The organism is Mycobacterium alsense (assembly GCF_002086635.1).
GTDB lineage: Bacteria > Actinomycetota > Actinomycetes > Mycobacteriales > Mycobacteriaceae > Mycobacterium > Mycobacterium alsense.
In genome coordinates this window covers 179,206-196,386 of sequence record NZ_MVHD01000003.1, presented here as the reverse complement: position 1 = coordinate 196,386, position 17,181 = coordinate 179,206, and the positions used below count along the sequence as shown (strand labels likewise).

At 68.4% G+C, this 17,181-nt stretch carries 20 protein-coding genes; 13 read left to right on the top strand and 7 right to left on the bottom strand.

What is annotated here, in order from left to right; translation table 11 throughout:
* Window positions 1-2: 2 nt before the first annotated feature.
* The 5 genes from BST11_RS03720 (at window position 3) to BST11_RS03700 (ending at window position 4,660) form a co-directional block, all read left to right on the top strand.
* Window positions 3-896, top strand: coding sequence for an NAD(P)-dependent oxidoreductase (locus BST11_RS03720; RefSeq protein WP_083136639.1), 894 nt, complete (start codon window positions 3-5; stop codon window positions 894-896).
* 211 nt (window positions 897-1,107) lie between these two features.
* Entirely contained in the window at window positions 1,108-2,199 is a 1,092-nt protein-coding gene (locus tag BST11_RS03715) for an amidohydrolase family protein (RefSeq protein WP_083136697.1), read from the top strand.
* Between the two features lie 36 nt (window positions 2,200-2,235).
* Window positions 2,236-3,381: an amidohydrolase family protein gene (locus BST11_RS03710; protein WP_083136638.1), complete on the top strand. Its 1,146-nt coding sequence runs from the start codon at window positions 2,236-2,238 to the stop codon at window positions 3,379-3,381.
* 1 nt (window position 3,382) lies between these two features.
* On the top strand, window positions 3,383-3,778 hold the full coding sequence (locus tag BST11_RS03705) for a Rieske (2Fe-2S) protein (RefSeq protein ID WP_068208060.1): 396 nt from the start codon (window positions 3,383-3,385) through the stop codon (window positions 3,776-3,778).
* Between the two features lie 15 nt (window positions 3,779-3,793).
* Window positions 3,794-4,660 carry an alpha/beta fold hydrolase gene (locus BST11_RS03700; protein ID WP_083136637.1) on the top strand — a complete coding sequence of 289 codons (867 nt, stop codon included), beginning with the start codon at window positions 3,794-3,796 and terminating at the stop codon, window positions 4,658-4,660.
* Between the two features lie 5 nt (window positions 4,661-4,665).
* Here BST11_RS03700 and BST11_RS03695 read toward each other — a convergent pair whose 3' ends face one another.
* Window positions 4,666-5,139, bottom strand: coding sequence for a hypothetical protein (locus BST11_RS03695; RefSeq protein WP_083136636.1), 474 nt, complete (start codon window positions 5,137-5,139; stop codon window positions 4,666-4,668).
* Window positions 5,140-5,175: 36 nt separating this feature from the next.
* On the opposite strand from BST11_RS03695, the gene BST11_RS03690 reads away from it, so the two are divergent.
* Window positions 5,176-6,483, top strand: a complete 1,308-nt coding sequence (locus tag BST11_RS03690; RefSeq protein ID WP_083136635.1) for an NADH-ubiquinone oxidoreductase-F iron-sulfur binding region domain-containing protein — start codon at window positions 5,176-5,178, stop codon at window positions 6,481-6,483.
* Window positions 6,480-6,776 (top strand): ferredoxin, encoded by a 297-nt coding sequence (locus BST11_RS03685; protein WP_068208050.1) that lies wholly within the window; start codon window positions 6,480-6,482, stop codon window positions 6,774-6,776. The genes BST11_RS03690 and BST11_RS03685 overlap by 4 nt, the downstream gene beginning before the upstream one ends.
* A 26-nt stretch (window positions 6,777-6,802) precedes the next feature.
* Here BST11_RS03685 and BST11_RS03680 read toward each other — a convergent pair whose 3' ends face one another.
* Genes BST11_RS03680 through BST11_RS03670 form a run of 3 tightly spaced genes read right to left on the bottom strand, consistent with a single transcriptional unit; the run spans window position 6,803 to window position 9,447 of the window.
* Window positions 6,803-7,759: an LLM class F420-dependent oxidoreductase gene (locus tag BST11_RS03680; RefSeq protein ID WP_083136696.1), complete on the bottom strand. Its 957-nt coding sequence runs from the start codon at window positions 7,757-7,759 to the stop codon at window positions 6,803-6,805.
* A 12-nt stretch (window positions 7,760-7,771) separates the two neighbouring features.
* A complete protein-coding gene (locus BST11_RS03675; RefSeq protein ID WP_083136634.1) occupies window positions 7,772-8,515 on the bottom strand; it encodes a hypothetical protein in 744 nt (247 codons plus the stop codon).
* Window positions 8,515-9,447: an NAD-dependent epimerase/dehydratase family protein gene (locus tag BST11_RS03670; protein ID WP_083136633.1), complete on the bottom strand. Its 933-nt coding sequence runs from the start codon at window positions 9,445-9,447 to the stop codon at window positions 8,515-8,517. The genes BST11_RS03675 and BST11_RS03670 overlap by 1 nt, the downstream gene beginning before the upstream one ends.
* A 138-nt stretch (window positions 9,448-9,585) precedes the next feature.
* On the opposite strand from BST11_RS03670, the gene BST11_RS03665 reads away from it, so the two are divergent.
* From BST11_RS03665 to BST11_RS03640, 6 genes are all read left to right on the top strand, one after another.
* Entirely contained in the window at window positions 9,586-11,241 is a 1,656-nt protein-coding gene (locus BST11_RS03665; protein WP_083136632.1) for a thiolase C-terminal domain-containing protein, read from the top strand.
* Window positions 11,238-12,155: an alpha/beta hydrolase gene (locus BST11_RS03660; RefSeq protein ID WP_083136631.1), complete on the top strand. Its 918-nt coding sequence runs from the start codon at window positions 11,238-11,240 to the stop codon at window positions 12,153-12,155. The genes BST11_RS03665 and BST11_RS03660 overlap by 4 nt, the downstream gene beginning before the upstream one ends.
* Complete coding sequence (locus BST11_RS03655; RefSeq protein ID WP_067322501.1) at window positions 12,152-12,967, top strand: NAD(P)-dependent oxidoreductase; 816 nt, start codon at window positions 12,152-12,154, stop codon at window positions 12,965-12,967. Before BST11_RS03660 ends, BST11_RS03655 begins: the two co-directional genes overlap by 4 nt.
* Window positions 12,964-13,776: an NAD(P)-dependent oxidoreductase gene (locus BST11_RS03650; protein WP_083136630.1), complete on the top strand. Its 813-nt coding sequence runs from the start codon at window positions 12,964-12,966 to the stop codon at window positions 13,774-13,776. The genes BST11_RS03655 and BST11_RS03650 overlap by 4 nt, the downstream gene beginning before the upstream one ends.
* Before the next feature lie 106 nt (window positions 13,777-13,882).
* Window positions 13,883-15,085: a cytochrome P450 gene (locus tag BST11_RS03645; protein WP_083136629.1), complete on the top strand. Its 1,203-nt coding sequence runs from the start codon at window positions 13,883-13,885 to the stop codon at window positions 15,083-15,085.
* A 10-nt stretch (window positions 15,086-15,095) separates the two neighbouring features.
* Entirely contained in the window at window positions 15,096-15,287 is a 192-nt protein-coding gene (locus BST11_RS03640) for a ferredoxin (protein ID WP_067322511.1), read from the top strand.
* A 25-nt stretch (window positions 15,288-15,312) separates the two neighbouring features.
* On the opposite strand, the gene BST11_RS03635 is transcribed toward BST11_RS03640, so the two are convergent.
* From BST11_RS03635 to BST11_RS03625, 3 genes are read right to left on the bottom strand one after another with little or no spacing between them, the layout of a single operon-like run.
* Complete coding sequence (locus BST11_RS03635) at window positions 15,313-15,606, bottom strand: DUF1330 domain-containing protein (protein WP_067322515.1); 294 nt, start codon at window positions 15,604-15,606, stop codon at window positions 15,313-15,315.
* 14 nt (window positions 15,607-15,620) lie between these two features.
* On the bottom strand, window positions 15,621-15,815 hold the full coding sequence (locus BST11_RS03630) for a ferredoxin (protein ID WP_067322518.1): 195 nt from the start codon (window positions 15,813-15,815) through the stop codon (window positions 15,621-15,623).
* Window positions 15,812-17,092 carry a cytochrome P450 gene (locus BST11_RS03625; RefSeq protein WP_083136628.1) on the bottom strand — a complete coding sequence of 427 codons (1,281 nt, stop codon included), beginning with the start codon at window positions 17,090-17,092 and terminating at the stop codon, window positions 15,812-15,814. Before BST11_RS03625 ends, BST11_RS03630 begins: the two co-directional genes overlap by 4 nt.
* Window positions 17,093-17,181 lie beyond the last annotated feature (89 nt).

Genomic DNA, 17,181 nt, shown 5'->3' with positions numbered 1-17,181 from the left:
CGATGGGAATCGGGTTCGTCGGCCTGGGCAACATGGGGTTTCCCATGGCTGTGCGCCTCATCGAAGCGCACTACGACGTGGTCGCCTTCGACACGCGTGGCGCGGCGCTCGACCGCTTGGTGGCGCATGGGGCACACGCCGCTTCGTCGCCCAAGGCGGTCGCCGACCAAGCCGAAACGGTCATGGCCAGCCTGCCGTCACCGGACGCGTCGCTTCAGGTGGCCACCGGCGCCGACGGGGTGATCGAGGGCTCGCGGGTCAGGCGCTACGTCGACCTGTCGACCGTCGGCAGCCAAACGGCCATCCGGATCCACGATCTGCTCGCGCAACGCGGCATCGCGGCGCTCGACAGCCCGGTCAGCGGCGGCGTGCGCGGTGCCGAGAGCGGGACGCTCGCGATCATGGCGTCGGGGCCGAGCGACGAATTCGACTCCATACGAACCACACTCGAGACGCTCGGCAGACCGTTCTACATCGGGGAGAAGCCCGGCTTGGCACAGACGATGAAGCTCGCCAACAACATGCTGGCCGCCAACGTCCTGGCCGCCACCGCCGAAGTCGTCGTTATGGGGGTGAAATCCGGATTGGACCCCCAGATCATGCTCGACGTCCTCAACGCCGGATCCGGCGGCACCAGCGCCAGCCGGGACAAGTTTCCCCGTGCCGTCCTGCCGCGGACCTTCGACTACGGCTTCGCCACGGGTCTGATGGTCAAGGATGTGCGGCTCTATCTCGACGAGGCCCGAGCGCTCGGCGTGCCGGCGGGGATCGCCGAGGCGATCGCCGGGGTCTGGGAGGCGACCTCGCGCCACCAGGGCGCACACTCCGATTTCACGACGGTCGTCAAACCGCTCGAAGAGGCGGCCGGCGTGACCGTGGGGCGGCCGCCCGGCTAGCCCGCGGCGCACCGGCAAAAGCCGAGAATGGTATTATCCATATAAAAGAACGACGCTTACCCAAATGCCACAAAAATCCATGACTACCAGGGCCGATGAGTAATCGGAATGCTTACCGAAAAACCATTGAACGGTCGCCGACGAGAATGTTAGATTATCTATCATATGGCCCGGCCGGGGCACTTGCCGCCGGGGCCGAAGGGTGGCTTTGGTGATAGAACACGCTGACGGGACCCGCACGCCGCTGATCGACGCCAGCGTGCACATCTTCTGTCGGTCGAACAAGGACCTGCGCTCGTTCCTGCGCGAGCCGTTCAAGAGCCGCGGCTTCCCCGACTACGAGATGGATTGGTACGGCGCCCCCGGCGGCGAGTACGCGCCCAACACCGAGGGCCCCGACCGCCGCTATCCCGGGTCCGACCCCGAATTCGTTGCCGACGAACTGTTTTCGAAGCGCGGCGTCGACGTGGCGGTCCTGCACCCGATGGGCCGCGGCATCATGCCGGACCGGCACCTGGGCAGCGCGCTCCACGCCGCCCACAACGAGATGATGGTGTCGCGCTGGCTGGACTCCGGCGAATTCGGCAACCGGTTCCGCGGCACCATCCGGGTCAACCCCGACGACATCGCCGGCGCCCTGCGCGAGATCGACAACTGGCGGGCCCACCCCCGGGTGGTGCAGGTCGGCATCCCGCTGCAATCCCGCGAGCTGTACGGCAAACCGCAGTTCTGGTCGCTGTGGGAGGCCGCCGCCGACGCGAACCTTCCGGTGGCCGTGCACATCGAGACCGGCGAGGGAATCGGCTTCCCCCCGACACCGTCCGGGCACACCCAAACCTACGAGCAATACGTCGGCTTCATGGCGCTGAACTACCTGTACCACCTGATGAACATGATCGCCGAGGGCGTGTTCGAACGGTTCCCGGCGCTGAAATTCGTGTGGGCCGACGGCGCCGCCGACTTCGTGACGCCGTTCCTCTGGCGGATGGACACGTTCGGCCGGCCGCACCTGGAGCAGACGCCGTGGGCGCCCCGCATCCCCAGCGATTACATCCCCGGACACGTGTACTTCGTCCAGGGCAGCCTCGACGGCCCGCCGGACGCCGACTTCGCCGGCGAATGGTTCGGCTTCACCGGCAAGCAGGACATGGTGATGTTCGGGTCCAGCTACCCGCACTGGCAGTGCAACGACATCCGCAGGCTGTCCGGCTCGCTGTCGGCCGAGCAGCGCGACAAGCTGTGCTGGCGCAACGCGGCCGACCTGTACGGGATCGACAATTCGGTCGACCTCGCGGCGGGCTAGTCGCAGAATGAGAAAAGGGAGACTGAGGAGGCCGAGATGACCCTCACCCACATGCAGGAGCGGGTTCCCGCCGCCGAGCGGATAGCCGTCCGATGCGTCGACTCCGACGTGCACCCGGTGCCCAAACGCGGCGAGATCGCCCCCTACATCCCCGAACCGTGGCGCAGCAAGTTCTTCCTGGATCACCGGGTCGGGGAGCTGATCTACTACGACGCCCCCGACTACGCGCACGCCTTTGCGATGCGCACGGACACCTTCCCGCCGGACGGCGAATTCCCCGGCAGCGACCCGGACATGGCGTTTCGCCAGCTGATCATGGAGGCCGGTTCCGACATCGCGATCCTGGAGCCCGCGGGCCGCACGCCGCGGATCGGAGAGGCCCACCAGGCGTACTGCAGCGCGCTCAACGACTGGCAGGCCAATCACTGGCTGGACAGCCACAACAACTGGCACGAGCGCTGGCGGGGCTCGATTTGCGTCGCGATCGAGGATCCGGAGGGCGCCGTCGAGCAGATCGAGAAGTGGGCGGGGCACCCGTACATGGCCCAGATCCTGGTCAAGGCCGAGCCGCGGCCATCATGGGGCCACCCGAAATACGACCGCATCTGGGCGGCGGCCACCAAGCACGACATCGTCGTGAGCTGCCACCTGTCGCGCAGCTGCTACGAAATGCTGCCGACGCCGCCGGTGGGCTTCCCCAGCTACAACCACGACTTCATGGTGACCTACTCACTACTGGCCGCCAACCAGGTGATGAGCCTGGTGTTCGACGGTGTCTTCGACCGGTTCCCGACGCTGCGGATCGTGTTCGTCGAGCACGCGTTCACCTGGATCCTGCCCTTGATGTGGCGCATGGATTCGATCTACGAGGCGCGCAAGTCGCGGATGGAGATCAAGCGCAAGCCCTCGGAGTACGTCAAGGAACACATCAAGTTCACCACCCAGCCGCTGGACTACCCCGAAGACAAGACCGAGCTGACCCGCGCGCTGGAATGGATGGAGTGCGACAAGATCCTGCTGTACTCCTCGGACTACCCGCACTGGACGTTCGACGACCCGCGCTGGTTGGTCAAACACCTTCCCAAGGCGGCGCGGGACGCGGTGATGTACAAGAACGGCATCGCCACCTATCACCTGCCGGAGACGGTTCCGGTTCTCGAGGGACAGGTTCGGGTGCTCTGAGTTGGCGGAACAAACCCCGAAGCGGCCCCGCCTCGCCCAGGGCCGTGAGCATGTCGTCGCGACCGTAGACGAAATCCCGCCGGGCACACACAAGTTGGTGCCGATCGGACGGCACGGCGTGGGCGTCTACAACGTCAACGGCACCTTCTACGCCATCGCGAACTATTGCCCGCACCAGGGCGGTCCCCTATGCTCCGGCCGCCCCCGGGGTCGCACGATCGTGGACGAGAGCGCTCCCGGCGACTCGGTGATGGTGCGCGACCTCGAATATATTTATTGCCCTTGGCACCAATGGGGTTTCGAGCTGGCGACCGGCACGACGGCCGTCAAGCCGGAGTGGAGTATCCGGACTTATCCGGTCCGCGTCGTTGGCAACGACGTCTTGGTGATGGCCTGACTACAGGAGATTCGTGTGCCTGCTATCGAGATCAACGGGGGAAACGTGGTCTATGAGATCCTCGGTGACTCGGGCGATCTCATCGTCCTGACCCCCGGCGGCCGGTTCAGCAAGGAAATCCCCGGCTTGCGCCCACTGGCCGACGCCTTGGTGGCGGGGGGTTACCGCGTGTTGCTGTGGGACCGGCCCAACTGCGGCGCCTCCGACGTCCAGTTCTACGGACAGAGCGAGTCACACATGCGCGCCGAGACGCTGCACGAGCTGCTCGGCGGGCTCGGTGTCACGCGGTGCATCCTCGCCGGCGGGTCCGGCGGGGCAAGGGATTCGATGCTGACCACGATGCTGTACCCCGAACTCGTGGAAAAGCTGGTGGTGTGGAACATCGTCGGTGGCATCTACGGCACGTTTGTGCTGGGGTCCTTCTACATCGTCCCGAGCATTCTCGCGGCGCGCGGCACCGGAATGGAAGGCGTGGTCAAGGTTTCGGAGTGGCGCGAGCGCATCGAGGAGAACCCGGCCAACAAGCAGCGCTTCCTCGACTTCGACCGCGACGAGTTCCTCAAGGTGATGCTGCGCTGGCTCAACGCCTTCGTATCCAAGCCCGGCCAGACCATTCCCGGTGTCGACGACGAGATGTTCGACCGAATCAAGGTTCCCACCTTGATCATTCGTGGCGGCGAAAACGACTGGGACCACCCGAAGCGGACGTCGTTGGAGGTCAGCTGCCTGATCAAGGGCTCCAAGCTCATCGATCCGCCCTGGCCGGAGGACGCGTGGGAGCGCGCGTCCGAGGACCGCGCGGCGGGCCGGGTCCAGCACTTCAACATGTTCGACACGTGGGTGCAGGCGGCACCGGCGATCCTGGAGTTCCTGGACTCGTGATGGCGTTACCGGGTGCGAATGTGAACCTCGCAGTTGAGCGAGGCCTCCAGGGCCGTGTGCACCCGGCTCTCCGGGACGCGTTCGAGGTCCTCCTCGCGCAGCGTCACGTACACGGTGTCGAAGCCGTCGTCGCCGGGCACGCGCTCGATCTCGCCGGTGAGCCCGAACCCGGACAACACGCCATGAGCGTCGTCGTCGGTCCCCCGGCTGATGAACGTCACCACACCCGGAACCGCGGCGGAACCGAATACCCTGGCGCACAGTTCGATTGCAACCTTCCTGGCCGCCTCGCCGTCTTCGGCCGGGATCAGCAACTCGACTTCGCGGCGCCCCGCGGGCCGCGCCGCGAGGTCGTTCTCCACCACGCCCGCGCCCGCCGGCGCGGCGAGCTCGAGGAGCGCTGTCATGCCCTCTCGTAGTTGCGCCGGCGTGCACGCGCCGTGGGGGTCGACGTTGACGCGCACCACGGCAGTTCGCATGCGCGCAAGCCTAGCCAAGCCGGAGGCAGGCCGACCGTGAGCGCCGCGCAATCCACTTCCATCAGCACCGGCGCGCCGGCCGGGTGCGAATGCCGGTTGCTGGTCGAGCAGCCCGGCCAGGGCCCCGAGGACATCGCGGCCTATCGGCGGCTCGGCGGATACCGCCCGCTCGGCGACCCGGATGCGCTGCTGAGCGAGGTCGAGTCGAGCGGACTCGTCGGCCGCGGTGGCGCCGCGTTCCCGCTGGCGGTGAAGCTGCGGGCGGTGCGCGACAACGGCCGCCTGGTGGGTGGCTCGGTCCTGGTCGCGAACGGCGAGGAGGGCGAGCCGGCCTCGATCAAGGATCGCTGGCTGCTGCGCAACCGCCCGCACCTGATCCTCGACGGGCTGCGGCTGGCCGCGGCGGTCGTCGGCGCCGAGCGCGCCTGCGTCTATGTGTCCGACGCGGAGTCGGCGCACAGCGTCGAATCCGCGCTCGCCGAGCTGGATTCGGACACGCTCGGCGGCGTCGCGGTCCGCATGTGGGCCGTGCGGCCCGGCTACGTGGCCGGTGAGGAGACCGCCGCCGTCCGCGCGCTCAACGGCGGCCCGGCCAAGCCGACGGACAAGCCGCCGCGCCCGTTCGAGGCCGGCGTCGACGACTACCCCACGTTGGTGAGCAATGTCGAGACCCTGGCCAACCTCCCGTATTTGCAGTGGAACGGCGCGGCGGCATTCCGCACCCAGGGCACCGCGCTGTCGCCTGGGACGTTTTTGGCCACCATCAGCGGTGCCGGCCGACCGCCGGTTCTCTACGAGCTGCCGCACGGCCTGCCATTCACCGAACTGCTTGCCCTGCATGGGGTTTCACCCCACGAGGTGCGCGGAGCCCTGATGGGCGGTTACTTCGCGGGCCTGCTCAACCGCACCGTGCTGGAGACCACGCTGGACCACGAGACGATGCGCGGACTCGGCAGCGGCCTGGGCTGCGGCGCCATCTCGCTGATCACCGACGACTGTCCCGTCGCTGTGGCGGCGTCGGTGCTGGCCTACTTCGACCGGGAAAACGCCGGCCAGTGCGGCTCGTGCTTCAACGGAACGGCGGCGATGGCCGCCGTCGCGGGCGCGCTGCGTGACGGCGCCGCGACGACGGAAGATGTCGACCGGCTGCGCCGCTGGTCGGTCGTGCTGCGCGGGCGCGGCGCGTGCGCCACACTGGATGCCGCCACCAACGTGGCCGCCAGCCTGCTCGATCAGTTCCCGGACGAAATCGCCGCGCACCTCGACGGCAGGTGCTCCGACTGCGCCCGCGGCGCGTTTCGCGCCGACCGTCCCTACGAGGCGGAACCGGTGAGGCACGCATGAAAATCCGCCTGGACCGCACCGTATGCGACGGCTTCGGCATTTGCGCCAAGCACGCGCCCAAGTACTTCTCGCTGGACGACTGGGGCTACGCGTGCGTCATCGGGGATGGCACGGTCGCCGAGGAGGACCGTGACGACGTCATGCGCGCGCTGATGGACTGCCCGGTGCACGCCATCGCCGAGATCGGCGATCGCACCTCCCGGACCCGTCAGCTGCCGCTCGCCGATGCGGAGGACCCGGCCGAGCACCTCAAAACCGAGGAAAACGAGGCGGAGTGGGGATTCACGCGGTGAATTCCGCGGGCCTTCCGTCGCGCTGATCACAACTGGGGACACAAGGACGACAGAAACTCCTGGGTCCGCAGCCGCGATTCACTGCGTTCCGGTGCGTCCTTGCCCAGCGGGACAATTCGTGCCGCCAGGTCGGTGGCGCCGGCGTCGCGGTAGCGGCGCAGCCGGGCCAGGATGGCCGACTCGTCGCCCGCCGCCATGGTGTCGCCGACGTCCTGGGCGTCACCGTGGGAGAGCAATCGCACATAGTTCGGCGAGAAGTCCGCGTGCCCGAGCACCTCGCTGGCGTAGGCGCGGGCATCGTCGGCCTCACCATTCGAGCAGAGCGCGACCGGAACACCCGCGACGATCCGCGGCGCGGGACGCCCGGCCCCGTCGGCCGCCGCGGTAATGCGCGGGACGACGTGGTCGCCGATCGCCCGCTCGTCCGCCATCCACAGGATGGTCCCGCCGGCCCGCTCGCCCGCGAGCCGCAGCATCGTCGGCCCGAGCGCGGACAACAGGACCGGAACGCCGTGCGTGTCAGTGACATCCACCGGCGAGTGGACGCAGTAGCTGCGGTTGTCGACGTCGACGGCCCCCGGCCCGGCGAACGATGCGTCGAGCACGTCGAGATAGTCGCCCATCAATCGCGCCGGGCGATCGTAGGGCAATCCCAGCTGGCCGTTGACGATCCAGTGGTGCGAGGGGCCGATGCCGAGCGTGAACCGGCCGCCGCACGCGACCTGGGTCGTCAACGCCTGCTGCGCCATGATCATCGGGTGGCGGGTCTGGATGGGAACGACCGCCGTTCCGATTTCGATGCGTTCGGTCGCCTGCCCGATCAGCGCGACGGCCGTCATCGCGTCGAGGTAGCCGGGTACCTGGGGCATCCAGAACGTCGTGAAGCCCGCGCCTTCGGCGGCGACGCCGTCGGCGACCAGCCCGGCCAACCGGTCACCGCGGGGGCGCTCCTTGTCGGAGCCCACCATCACGCCGACGCGCACGCGGCCCACTCCCTACGGCACATAGCGGTCCCACTCGTACGGCACCACCGCGAAAAACGGTGCGGCGAAAAGGGGTTCGATCCCCGGCTGGGCCCAGCGGTCCGACAGCACCGGGCGCAGCCGTTCGGCGGCGGCGATCGGGTCGTCGTCGAGAAAGCAATACGTGATCGACTGACCCGCTTGCGCGCTCGCCAAATTGGCGTCGACCCGCCGGGACAGGGCCGACCAGACGCCCGCGACCCCCGGCACGGCGACCAACGGGGTCTGCGCCGCCGATCCCCGCTCGACCAACAGGAACGCGCCCCGCACCGGCATCCAGGGCAAGACATCCGACCCGAGCTTGACCCGCGGCGCGGTCGCCTTGCTCTGCACCTCATAGACGCCCCGCTCCACCGGCGGCAGCAGGGCCAGCTTGCGGCCGGCGTTCCCGAGCGCCGTGGACAGCTCGTTGAACCCGCGTAGCCCGTCCGCGTCGCTGAAGAAGTACGTCATCACGTGGTCGACCGCGTCCAGCGGCCCCTCGGTGACGGGGCGTGCGGCGCGACAGGCCGGCGTGGACACCAGTCGCAGCGAGGCGCGCACCGCGGCCAGGCGGTGTTGCTCCGGGCGGTGATCGAGGGTGTGCCAGCGCAGGTAGTCCGCGTCGGTCCCGTCGGGATGGCGGGTCGCCATCGACACGAACAGCGTGGTGATCTCTCCACGCCCGGTGGCGAGGACGTCGTCGAGCTCATCCGATGGCGTGCCGGGAAGCTGCATCACGCGTGTCCTTGCCGTGCGGAATCGTGTTGCGCCAACGGGATTTCGGGGTGCCGGGCCGCGATCATGCGCCGGAAGCCGTCCCGCCACGGAACTTTCGTGCGGCCGAGCACGTCGTGCATGTGGGTGACGTCCGGCCACAGCGGTGTGTGCGCCTGATCGGTGTATTCGAACACGGGCTCGACACCGATCAGCTCGCCCATGTACGCGCAGTAGTCCTCGACGCTGACCGTTTCGCTGCCCGCCCAGTTCACCACGACCGGGGGTACCGCGGCGACCTCCATGGCGCGGATGCCGAGTTCGACGTAGTCGTCCTCGTAGATGGGGTTGTAGTTGTTGGGCTTGTCGGGATGCAGCCGGATGGGCCTGCCCGTCAGCATGGCCTCCAGGCGATCGGCGGGCGCGCCGCCCTCCGGGCCGTACGTCGAACAGATCCGGATGATGGTCAGCGGGACCCGGTAGTGCCGGGCGACCCACGTGCACACGGCCTCCGCCGCGACCTTCGAGAAGCTGTAATTCGCGCGCAGCGGTGCCCCCGGGGGATCGGCCTCGGTCAGCGGCCGCCGCCCCTGGTACGCGTAGATCGAGCCGGTCGAGCAGAACACGAAACCTCTGGAGGCGCGGCAGTGGTGGAGCAGTTCGCCCGACATGTGGGCGTTGGTTTCGACGCAGCGGCCCCAATCGCCGGTGCCCGCGTCGACGGCCGCGTGAAACACGTAGTCGAAATCCTCCGGAAGCCCGGCCAAGTCGCCCGCACCGATGTCGAGCGCAACCGGCTTGATTCCGGCGCCGACGAGCCTTTCCCGGTCCGCCGGGTCCTTCAGGCGCGCGACGCCCCACACCTCATTTCCCGCCACCGCCAGGGCACGCGCGATGGGGAACGCGATCTTGCCCGTCGCCCCGGTGACGAGGATTTTCTGTCCGTCGAGCAACCCGCCCTCCGATTCATGACGAGGTCCCGCACCCGGCCTGGCCTTTATCGCCCCTGCTTGCGGATGATAACGTAATTCTCCGATTTGTATAACGGGCCTACCGGCTCCTGGGCGAGCCAGCCGACTTCCGGAGGTGACGTGTCCGCAGCACCGGGACGACCGCTGCCCCTGATCACGCTGGACAACGAATTCTTCTGGACCTCGGGGGGCGACGGCGCGCTGCGGTTCCAGGAGTGCACAAGCTGCCAATCGCTGATCCACCCGCCGGCGCCGGTATGCCGGTATTGCCGATCCCAAGCCACGGGTGTGCGGGCGGTCTCGGGCAGGGCGACGCTCGTGGGCTTCACGGTCAACCATCGGTTCAGCCTGCCCGGGCTGCCCGCGCCCTACGTCGTGGCGCAGGTGGCGATCGCCGAGGACCCGCGCGTCCGGCTGACCACCAACATCGTGCAGTGCGATCCCGAAGACCTCGAACTGGGGCAGCAGGTGGAGGTCGTCTTCGAGCACGTCGAGGACGTGTGGCTGCCGCTGTTCCGGCCGATTCCGGGCGCCGGGCCCGGCCCGCTCCCGGCCGACGAGATCGCGCCGGAGCGCTTCGGCGAACACGTACGGCCCATGCTGACGGCGGAGAAGTTCGAGGACAAGGTCGCCCTGACCGGGATCGGCATGTCGCCGATCGGGCGTCGGCTGTTGCAGCCGCCGCTGGCGCTCACGGTGCAGGCCTGCGAGGCCGCGATCGCCGATGCGGGCCTGACGTACGCCGACATCGACGGCCTGTCCACCTATCCCGGCGCGATCAATGTCGCCGGCTTCGGCGAGGGCGGGGTGACCGCGCTGGAGGCCGCGCTGGGGATCCGGCCGACGTGGCACAACGGCGCCATGGAGACGTTCGGCCCGGGCGGGTCGGTGATCGCCGCGATGCTCGCGGTCGCCTGCGGGCTGGCGCGCCACGTGCTGTGCTTCCGGACGCTGTGGGAAGCCACCCACGGCGAGCTGATGAAGCAGGGCAAGATCGCCCCGCCGGGGGGCCGAATGTCGGGCTGGCAGATGCCATTCGGAGCCACCTCGGCGGCGCACACCCTGGCGATGAACGCCCAGCGGCACTTCCACCGCTACGGGACGACGAAAGAGACGCTGGGCTGGATCGCGTTGAACCAGCGCGCCAACGCCGAACTGAACCCGACGGCGGTCTATCGCTCGCCGATGACAATGGACGACTACCTCAACGCGCGGCCCATCACCACGCCGTTCGGACTCTACGACTGCGACGTGCCGTGCGACGGCGCGATCGCCGTGATCGTCTCGGCGGTCGACGCCGCCCGTGACCTGGCCAAACCCCCGGTGCTGGTCGAGGCGGTGGGCACGCAGATCATCGAGCGAATCGATTGGGACCAAAGCACTTTGACCCACGAGCCGCAGGTGCTGGGCCAGGCCGCGCATGTGTGGACGCGCACCTCGCTGCGGCCCACCGATGTCGACGTCGCCGAGCTGTACGACGGGTTCACCATGAACTGCCTGTCCTGGATCGAGGCCCTGGGCTTTTGCGGGATCGGGGAGGCGAAGGAATTCCTCGACGGCGGCAAGAACATCGCCCGCGACGGGCTGCTGCCGCTCAACACGCACGGGGGCCAGCTGTCGCACGGCCGCACCCACGGCATGGGTCTGCTGCACGAGGCGGTCAGCCAGCTGCGCGGCGAGGCCGGCGACCGGCAGGTGGCCGGCGCTCGCGTCGGCGTGGTCAGCAGCGGCGGCCTCACCCCCAGCGGGGTGCTGCTCCTGCGGGCGGACGCATGACGGCTCCCGCCGTGCGGCCCCGGCTGGTGATCGTCGACGGCGTGCCGATGTCCGCGCTCGTCGCCGAGGCCGTGAACGCGCAGGCGCCCAAGGGAGTGATCCTTGCGATCCACGGCGGTGGCACCACCGCCGTCTATTTCGACTGCCCGGGCCACCCGTCCTTCTCCTTGTTAAGGGCCGGCGCGGCAGCGGGTTTCACGGTCGTGGCGCTCGATCGCCCCGGTTACGGCAGTTCCGCTCCGTACCCCGAGGCGATGGCCCGGCCCGAACAACGGGTCGGCCTTGCCTACGGCGCGGTGGATCGCATCCTCGGGCAAAAGCCCCGCGGCGCGGGCGTATTCGTGATGGGCCACTCGGGCGGGTGCGAGCTGGCGATGCGGATGGCCGCCGACGACCGCGGTGCCGGGCTGCTGGGCGTCGAGCTGGCGGGCACCGGCCGGCACTACCAGGCCGCGGCGCGCGACATCCTGAAAGTCGCAACGCGCGAACGCCGCCCGTCGGGCTTGCGGGAGCTGCTGTGGCACCCGGAGCGGCTGTATCCGCCCGAGGTCCTCAACGGGGTGACCGCGTCCCCGACGGCGCCCGCATACGAGGACCAGATGGTGTCGGACTGGGCCCGCGAGACCTTCCCAACGCTCGCACCCGCCGTTCGGGTACCGGTGCACTTCAGCATCGCCGAGCACGAAAAGGTCTGGCAGGCCGACGATTCGGCCGTGCAAGAAATCGCGGCCCTGTTCTCCGGCTCGCCGCGGTTCACCGTGCACAGGCAGGCGGGGGCGGGGCACAACATCAGCCTCGGGTACGGCGCCGCGGACTACCACGCGGAGGTCCTTTCGTTCGCGGACGAATGCGTGGCCGCCCGCGCGAACCCCGCTGAAACTAAAGCGCCAGAGGGCGATCTGGAGGCGGGGTGAGGGTCGGATTCATCGGGCTGGGCAGCCAGGGCGGCCCCATGGCGCGGCGGATCGTCGCGGGCGGCTACGACACGACTCTGTGGGCGCGCAGGCCCGCGACCCTCGAGCCGTTCGCCGACACCCCGGCCACGGTCGCCGCGTCACCGGCCGACCTCGCCGCGTCCAGTGATCTGGTCTGCCTGTGCGTGGTCGGCGACGCCGACGTCGAGGAAATCACCGGCGGCGAGGGCGGGCTGCTGGCGGCGATGAAAGCCGGCAGCGTCGTCGCGGTGCACAGCACCGTGCACCCCGACACGTGCCGGAAGCTGGCGAAAAAGGCTGAGACCAAGGGTGTTTCGATCGTCGACGCGCCGGTGAGCGGCGGCGGGCCAGCGGCACGTGACGGGCGGCTGCTGGTGATGGTCGGTGGCGACGCCGACGTCGTCGAGCGCTGCCGTCCGGTCTTCGAAACATATGGCGATCCCGTCGTTCACCTGGGCGGGGTGGGGACCGGGCAAACCACCAAACTGCTCAACAACCTGCTGTTCACCGCCAACCTGGGCACGGCCGCGACCGCGCTGACGCTGGCCGACTCGCTGGGCGTCTCGCCGGAACGGCTCACCGAAGTGGTCGCGCGCGGCAGCGGGAACAGCTTCGCGCTCAACGCGCTTGGCGGGATCGGCGGCCTGGAGCGGCTGGCCGGGTTGGCGGGCACGCTGCTGCGAAAGGATGTCCGGTTGATCGCCGAGCTCGCCGGGCGGGCCGCGGCCGACCCTGGCGCCGTGCTCGATGCGGCCGACGCGACGCTGGCGATGATGGGGCATCCCCGATGAGGGTCGGGTTCGTCGGCGCGGGCCGGATGGGTCGTCCGATGGTGGCGCGCCTGATCGAGGCCGGTCACGAGGTGCGGGCACTGGGGCGGACGCACCAGCGGCGGGCCGAACTCGAACGGCTGGGCGCCCGCGCGGTGGGCGACGCGGCCGAGGCCGGCGCGGGGGCCGACGTCGTGGTGGTCTGCGTGTTCACCGACGCACAGGTGCGCCAGGTCTGCCGGGACGGCGCCCTGCCCGCCACGATGGCGCCGGGCGCAACGCTGGTGGTGCACACCACCGCCAGCCCGAAGACGATCGAGACCGTCGCCGCCCGCGCCGCCCACATCGACGTCCTGGACGCGCCGGTCAGCGGCGGCCCGCACGACGTCGCGGCCGGCAAACTCACGCTGTTCGTCGGCGGCGCCGCCGAGGCCGTGGAACGAGCGCGACCCGTGCTGGGCTGCTACGGCGACCCGGTCCTGCACGTCGGGCCGGTTGGTGCCGGCCAGAAGGTGAAGCTGGTCAACAATGCCTCGTTCGCCGCTCAGATCGGGCTGCTGGCGGAGTCGGTCCGGCTGGGAGAGCGCCTCGGCGTGCCGGAGCCGACCCTGCTCGACGCGCTCGCGCACGGCAGCGCCACCAGCCGGGTGCTCGACATCGTCGCGGCCACGGGTTCGATCGCGTCGTTTGTGGGCGTGGCCGGTGAATTCGTCGGCAAGGACGTCGCCGTCGCCCGGGGCACGGCCGCGGAAATGGGTGGCGACCTCGGTGCGCTGGACGCCGTCATCGGAGTCGTCGGCAGCCTCACCAATACGGCCGGGAAGGTCTGAGATGACGGCATTTTGGTCTTTTCGCTTCGTCACGAAACCGCTACCGTTAACGTTACAGTCAGGCAATCCGCTGTAACGGTTCCAGCCTGCCGTCGAGGAGGATGCAATGACAAAGGCCAGGATCGTCTTCGATCCGTTTTCCCAGGAATTTTTCAACGGCGCCTGGGACACGTACCGCCGGATGCAGGAAGAGGCACCGGTCTATTACAGCGAGGAATACGACTTCTACGCGTTGACGCGGCACGAGGATGTGGCGGCGGGGCTCAAAGACTTCGAGACGTATTCATCCGCCTACGGCATCGACCTGTCGATGGTGCGGTCCGGCGAACGCCCGCCGCAGTCGATCATCTTCATGGACCCGCCCGACCACCGCCACATGCGCAGCCTGCTCAACAAGGTCTTCACGCCGCGCGCCATCGAATCGCAGCGGCAGATGGTGACCGAGAAGATCGACAAGTACCTCGCCGCGGCCGATCCCGAGCGGTTCGACGTCGTGCAGGACTTCTCCGCCCCGTTCCCCGTCGAGGTGATCACGACCATGCTGGGGGTGCCGGAGGAGCACGCGCAGCAGGTCCGCCACTGGATCGACGAGGGGCTGACGCGAGAACCCGGGCAGGTCGAGGTCGGCGAGAAGGGCATGCAGGCCAACATCAACACCGCGATGCTCTACTTCGATCTCGTGACGCAGCGCCGCGCCGAGCCGCGCGACGACCTGTTCACCAAGCTGATCGAGGCGGAGATGGACTGCGAGAACGGGGAGACCCGACACCTGGACGACCTCGAAATCGCCGGCTTCGCAACGCTGTTGGGTGGCGCCGGCGCCGAGACCGTCACCAAGTTGGTCGGCAATGCGCCCGTCGTGTTCGCCCGCTTCCCCGAGCAGTGGCAGAAGCTGCTCGACGACCGCAGCAAGATCCCCGCCGCGGTCGAGGAATTGCTCCGCTACGAAGCGCCGTCCCAATACCAGGTTCGGCGCTCGATGAAGGACGTCTACCTGCACGGGGTCACGATTCCGGCCGGAAAGCCGATCTTCCTCATCAATGGCGCGGCCAACCGCGACCCCGAAGCCTGGACCGATCCCGACAAGTTCGACATCGATCGCGACCGCACCGAGGCGCAGAACATGGGATTCGGCTACGGGATTCACAGCTGCCTCGGCGCGGCACTGGCCCGCATGGAGAGTGCGATCGCTTTGGACAGGCTGCTCGACTTCATGCCCCGCTACGAAGTGGACTGGTCGGCATGCGAACGCGTCCAAATGCAAAACGTCGCAGGATGGAAGCACGTACCGGTGAGGGTAGCGCGGTGAGGATACCGAAATGAAGATAGAGGTTGACTGGGGCCTGTGCGAGAGCAACGGGGTGTGTATGGGCATCAACCCGAACGTGTTTCACCTCGGCGACGACGACATGCTGACCGTCCTGCAACCGGAGGTCACCCCGGAGATCGAGTCGGACGTGCGCGAGGCCGTCCGTCAGTGCCCGCGCCAGGCCATCTCCATCGTGGAGTAGCGATCGGGCTCTGGTTGAACGGGTTTCAGAATCCGCTGAGGATGACCGCGTTGCAGTCGGCGGCGGCTTGGCGCAGCTTCGCCGCCTTTTGGTAGGCCTCCGACTCGTACCAGGCGCGGGCGGCGTCCACCGATTCGAACTCCAGCACCACGGTCTGGTCGCCGTGCCAGCCGCCCTCGAGGACTGTGGGTTTGGTGTCCACCGCGAGAACCTTGACACCACCCATCGCCGCGCCCGCCGCCTGGGCGTAGGCCTTCATGCCCTCGGCATCCCTGATGGCCTCGGTGAGGATGACGTAGCCCTTTGGCCCGTTCGCCACTCGGATCTCCTTCGCTAGCTGGGTTTCTCGCTGATGGCCTGCTCGGGGCAGCATTGAATGGCCTCCCGGGTGGCTTCTTCGAATTCCGTCGGCACGTCGGACTCGATCGCCACCGAGTAACCGTCTTCGGTCAGGCTGAAGACCTCCGGACACAGGGTCACACACACGCCGTGGCCGCGGCAGCACTGATCGTCAACCCAGACCCTCATGCCGGCGTGAACTCCAGGTGCAACTCGGCCAGGCCGCGCAGGATATAGGTCGGAACGTATTGATAGCGGCGCTCATTCGCCGGGCCGTGCATGCGCTCGTCGATCCTGATGTCGGAGGTTCGGTCCAGCAGCCGCTCGATCGCCACCCGGGTTTCGGCGCGGGCCAGGGGCGCACCGGGGCAGCTGTGGATTCCCCGCCCGAACGAGATGTGCTGCCGGGCGTTCTTGCGCGCCGGATCGAACGTGGCCGGGTCTTCGAACCGGCGCGGGTCCCGGTTGGCCGCCGCCTGCACGATCATCACGGTGGTTCCCGACGGCAGGTCGACGCCGCCGACGTTGACGGGCACCCGGTTCATCCGGAAGTCGCCCTTGACGGGACTCTCGTGGCGCAGCGACTCTTCGATGAAGTTCGGGATCAGGCTGCGGTCCTTGCGCAACTGCGCCTGGATGTCGGGCCGCTCACCCATGGTCTGCAGGGCGGCGCCGAGCAGCCGCACGGTGGTCTCCTGGCCCGCCGAGAACACGTTGCTGGCCACGCGGGCCACGTCTTCGACGTCGGGAATCGAGCCGTCGGGGTACGTGGCGGTCGCGAGGCCGGTCAGCACGTCGTCGCGGGGCTCGCGGCGGCGGTCCCGCACGTAGTCGGAGAACAGGCCGTAGAGGAATTCCAGCGGGCTGTGCGCCAGCTCGCCCTTGGTGCCGCCCACGCCGCCACCCGACTGGTCGCGGATGCCTTTGACGAATTTGTCGCGATCCTCCGTGGGCACGCCCAGCAGGTCGGCGATCACCAGCAGCGTGAACGGGCCGGCGAAGCCCTTGATCCAATCGCCGTGGCCGGGCGCCAGGAACTCGTCGAGGGCCTGGTCGGCGAGCGCCCACATGGCGTCCTCGTTCTCCTTCAGGCGCTTCGGCGTGATCAGCCGCATCAGCAGGGCGCGGTGGTTGGTGTGGGTCGGGGGGTCGAGGGTGGGCAGCTGGTCGCTGAAGGGCAGCTTGTCGCGGTGTTGCTCGATCAGCTCGGTGATGTCGCTGCCGCCCAGGCCCTCGAGGGATACCGGGAAGCCGGGAAAGGGGCCGGTCACCGAGATGCAGGAGGACCACGTCTTGGCGTCGTTGAGCACCGCGCACGCCTCGTCCCAACCGGTGATCATGGTGACGTTGTGATGGCTTTCCCGCGCGACCGGGCATTGCCGGCGCAGCGCCTCGTAGTAGGGGTACGGGTCCTCGATCAGCTCGCTTCCGCGAAAAAAGTCCAACTCGGAGAAGTCGTTCACCATCTGGCTCCGTTCGAATCTCTACTAGTGAGAATGTGCCTCTCAGAGATGAGTATTACATTTCCACACGGCCTCGCCGGCGTCAACGAAGG

What these genes read in the sequence shown, in the direction of transcription:
- BST11_RS03720 (WP_083136639.1), top strand. Translation starts at nt 3, where the DNA reads ATGGGAATCGGGTTCGTCGGCCTGGGCAACATGGGGTTTCCCATGGCT.
- BST11_RS03710 (WP_083136638.1), top strand. Translation starts at nt 2,236, where the DNA reads ATGACCCTCACCCACATGCAGGAGCGGGTTCCCGCCGCCGAGCGGATA.
- BST11_RS03695 (WP_083136636.1), bottom strand. Translation starts at nt 5,139, where the DNA reads ATGCGAACTGCCGTGGTGCGCGTCAACGTCGACCCCCACGGCGCGTGC.
- BST11_RS03685 (WP_068208050.1), top strand. Translation starts at nt 6,480, where the DNA reads ATGAAAATCCGCCTGGACCGCACCGTATGCGACGGCTTCGGCATTTGC.
- BST11_RS03675 (WP_083136634.1), bottom strand. Translation starts at nt 8,515, where the DNA reads ATGCAGCTTCCCGGCACGCCATCGGATGAGCTCGACGACGTCCTCGCC.
- BST11_RS03660 (WP_083136631.1), top strand. Translation starts at nt 11,238, where the DNA reads ATGACGGCTCCCGCCGTGCGGCCCCGGCTGGTGATCGTCGACGGCGTG.
- BST11_RS03650 (WP_083136630.1), top strand. Translation starts at nt 12,964, where the DNA reads ATGAGGGTCGGGTTCGTCGGCGCGGGCCGGATGGGTCGTCCGATGGTG.
- BST11_RS03645 (WP_083136629.1), top strand. Translation starts at nt 13,883, where the DNA reads ATGACAAAGGCCAGGATCGTCTTCGATCCGTTTTCCCAGGAATTTTTC.
- BST11_RS03640 (WP_067322511.1), top strand. Translation starts at nt 15,096, where the DNA reads ATGAAGATAGAGGTTGACTGGGGCCTGTGCGAGAGCAACGGGGTGTGT.
- BST11_RS03630 (WP_067322518.1), bottom strand. Translation starts at nt 15,815, where the DNA reads ATGAGGGTCTGGGTTGACGATCAGTGCTGCCGCGGCCACGGCGTGTGT.
- BST11_RS03625 (WP_083136628.1), bottom strand. Translation starts at nt 17,092, where the DNA reads ATGGTGAACGACTTCTCCGAGTTGGACTTTTTTCGCGGAAGCGAGCTG.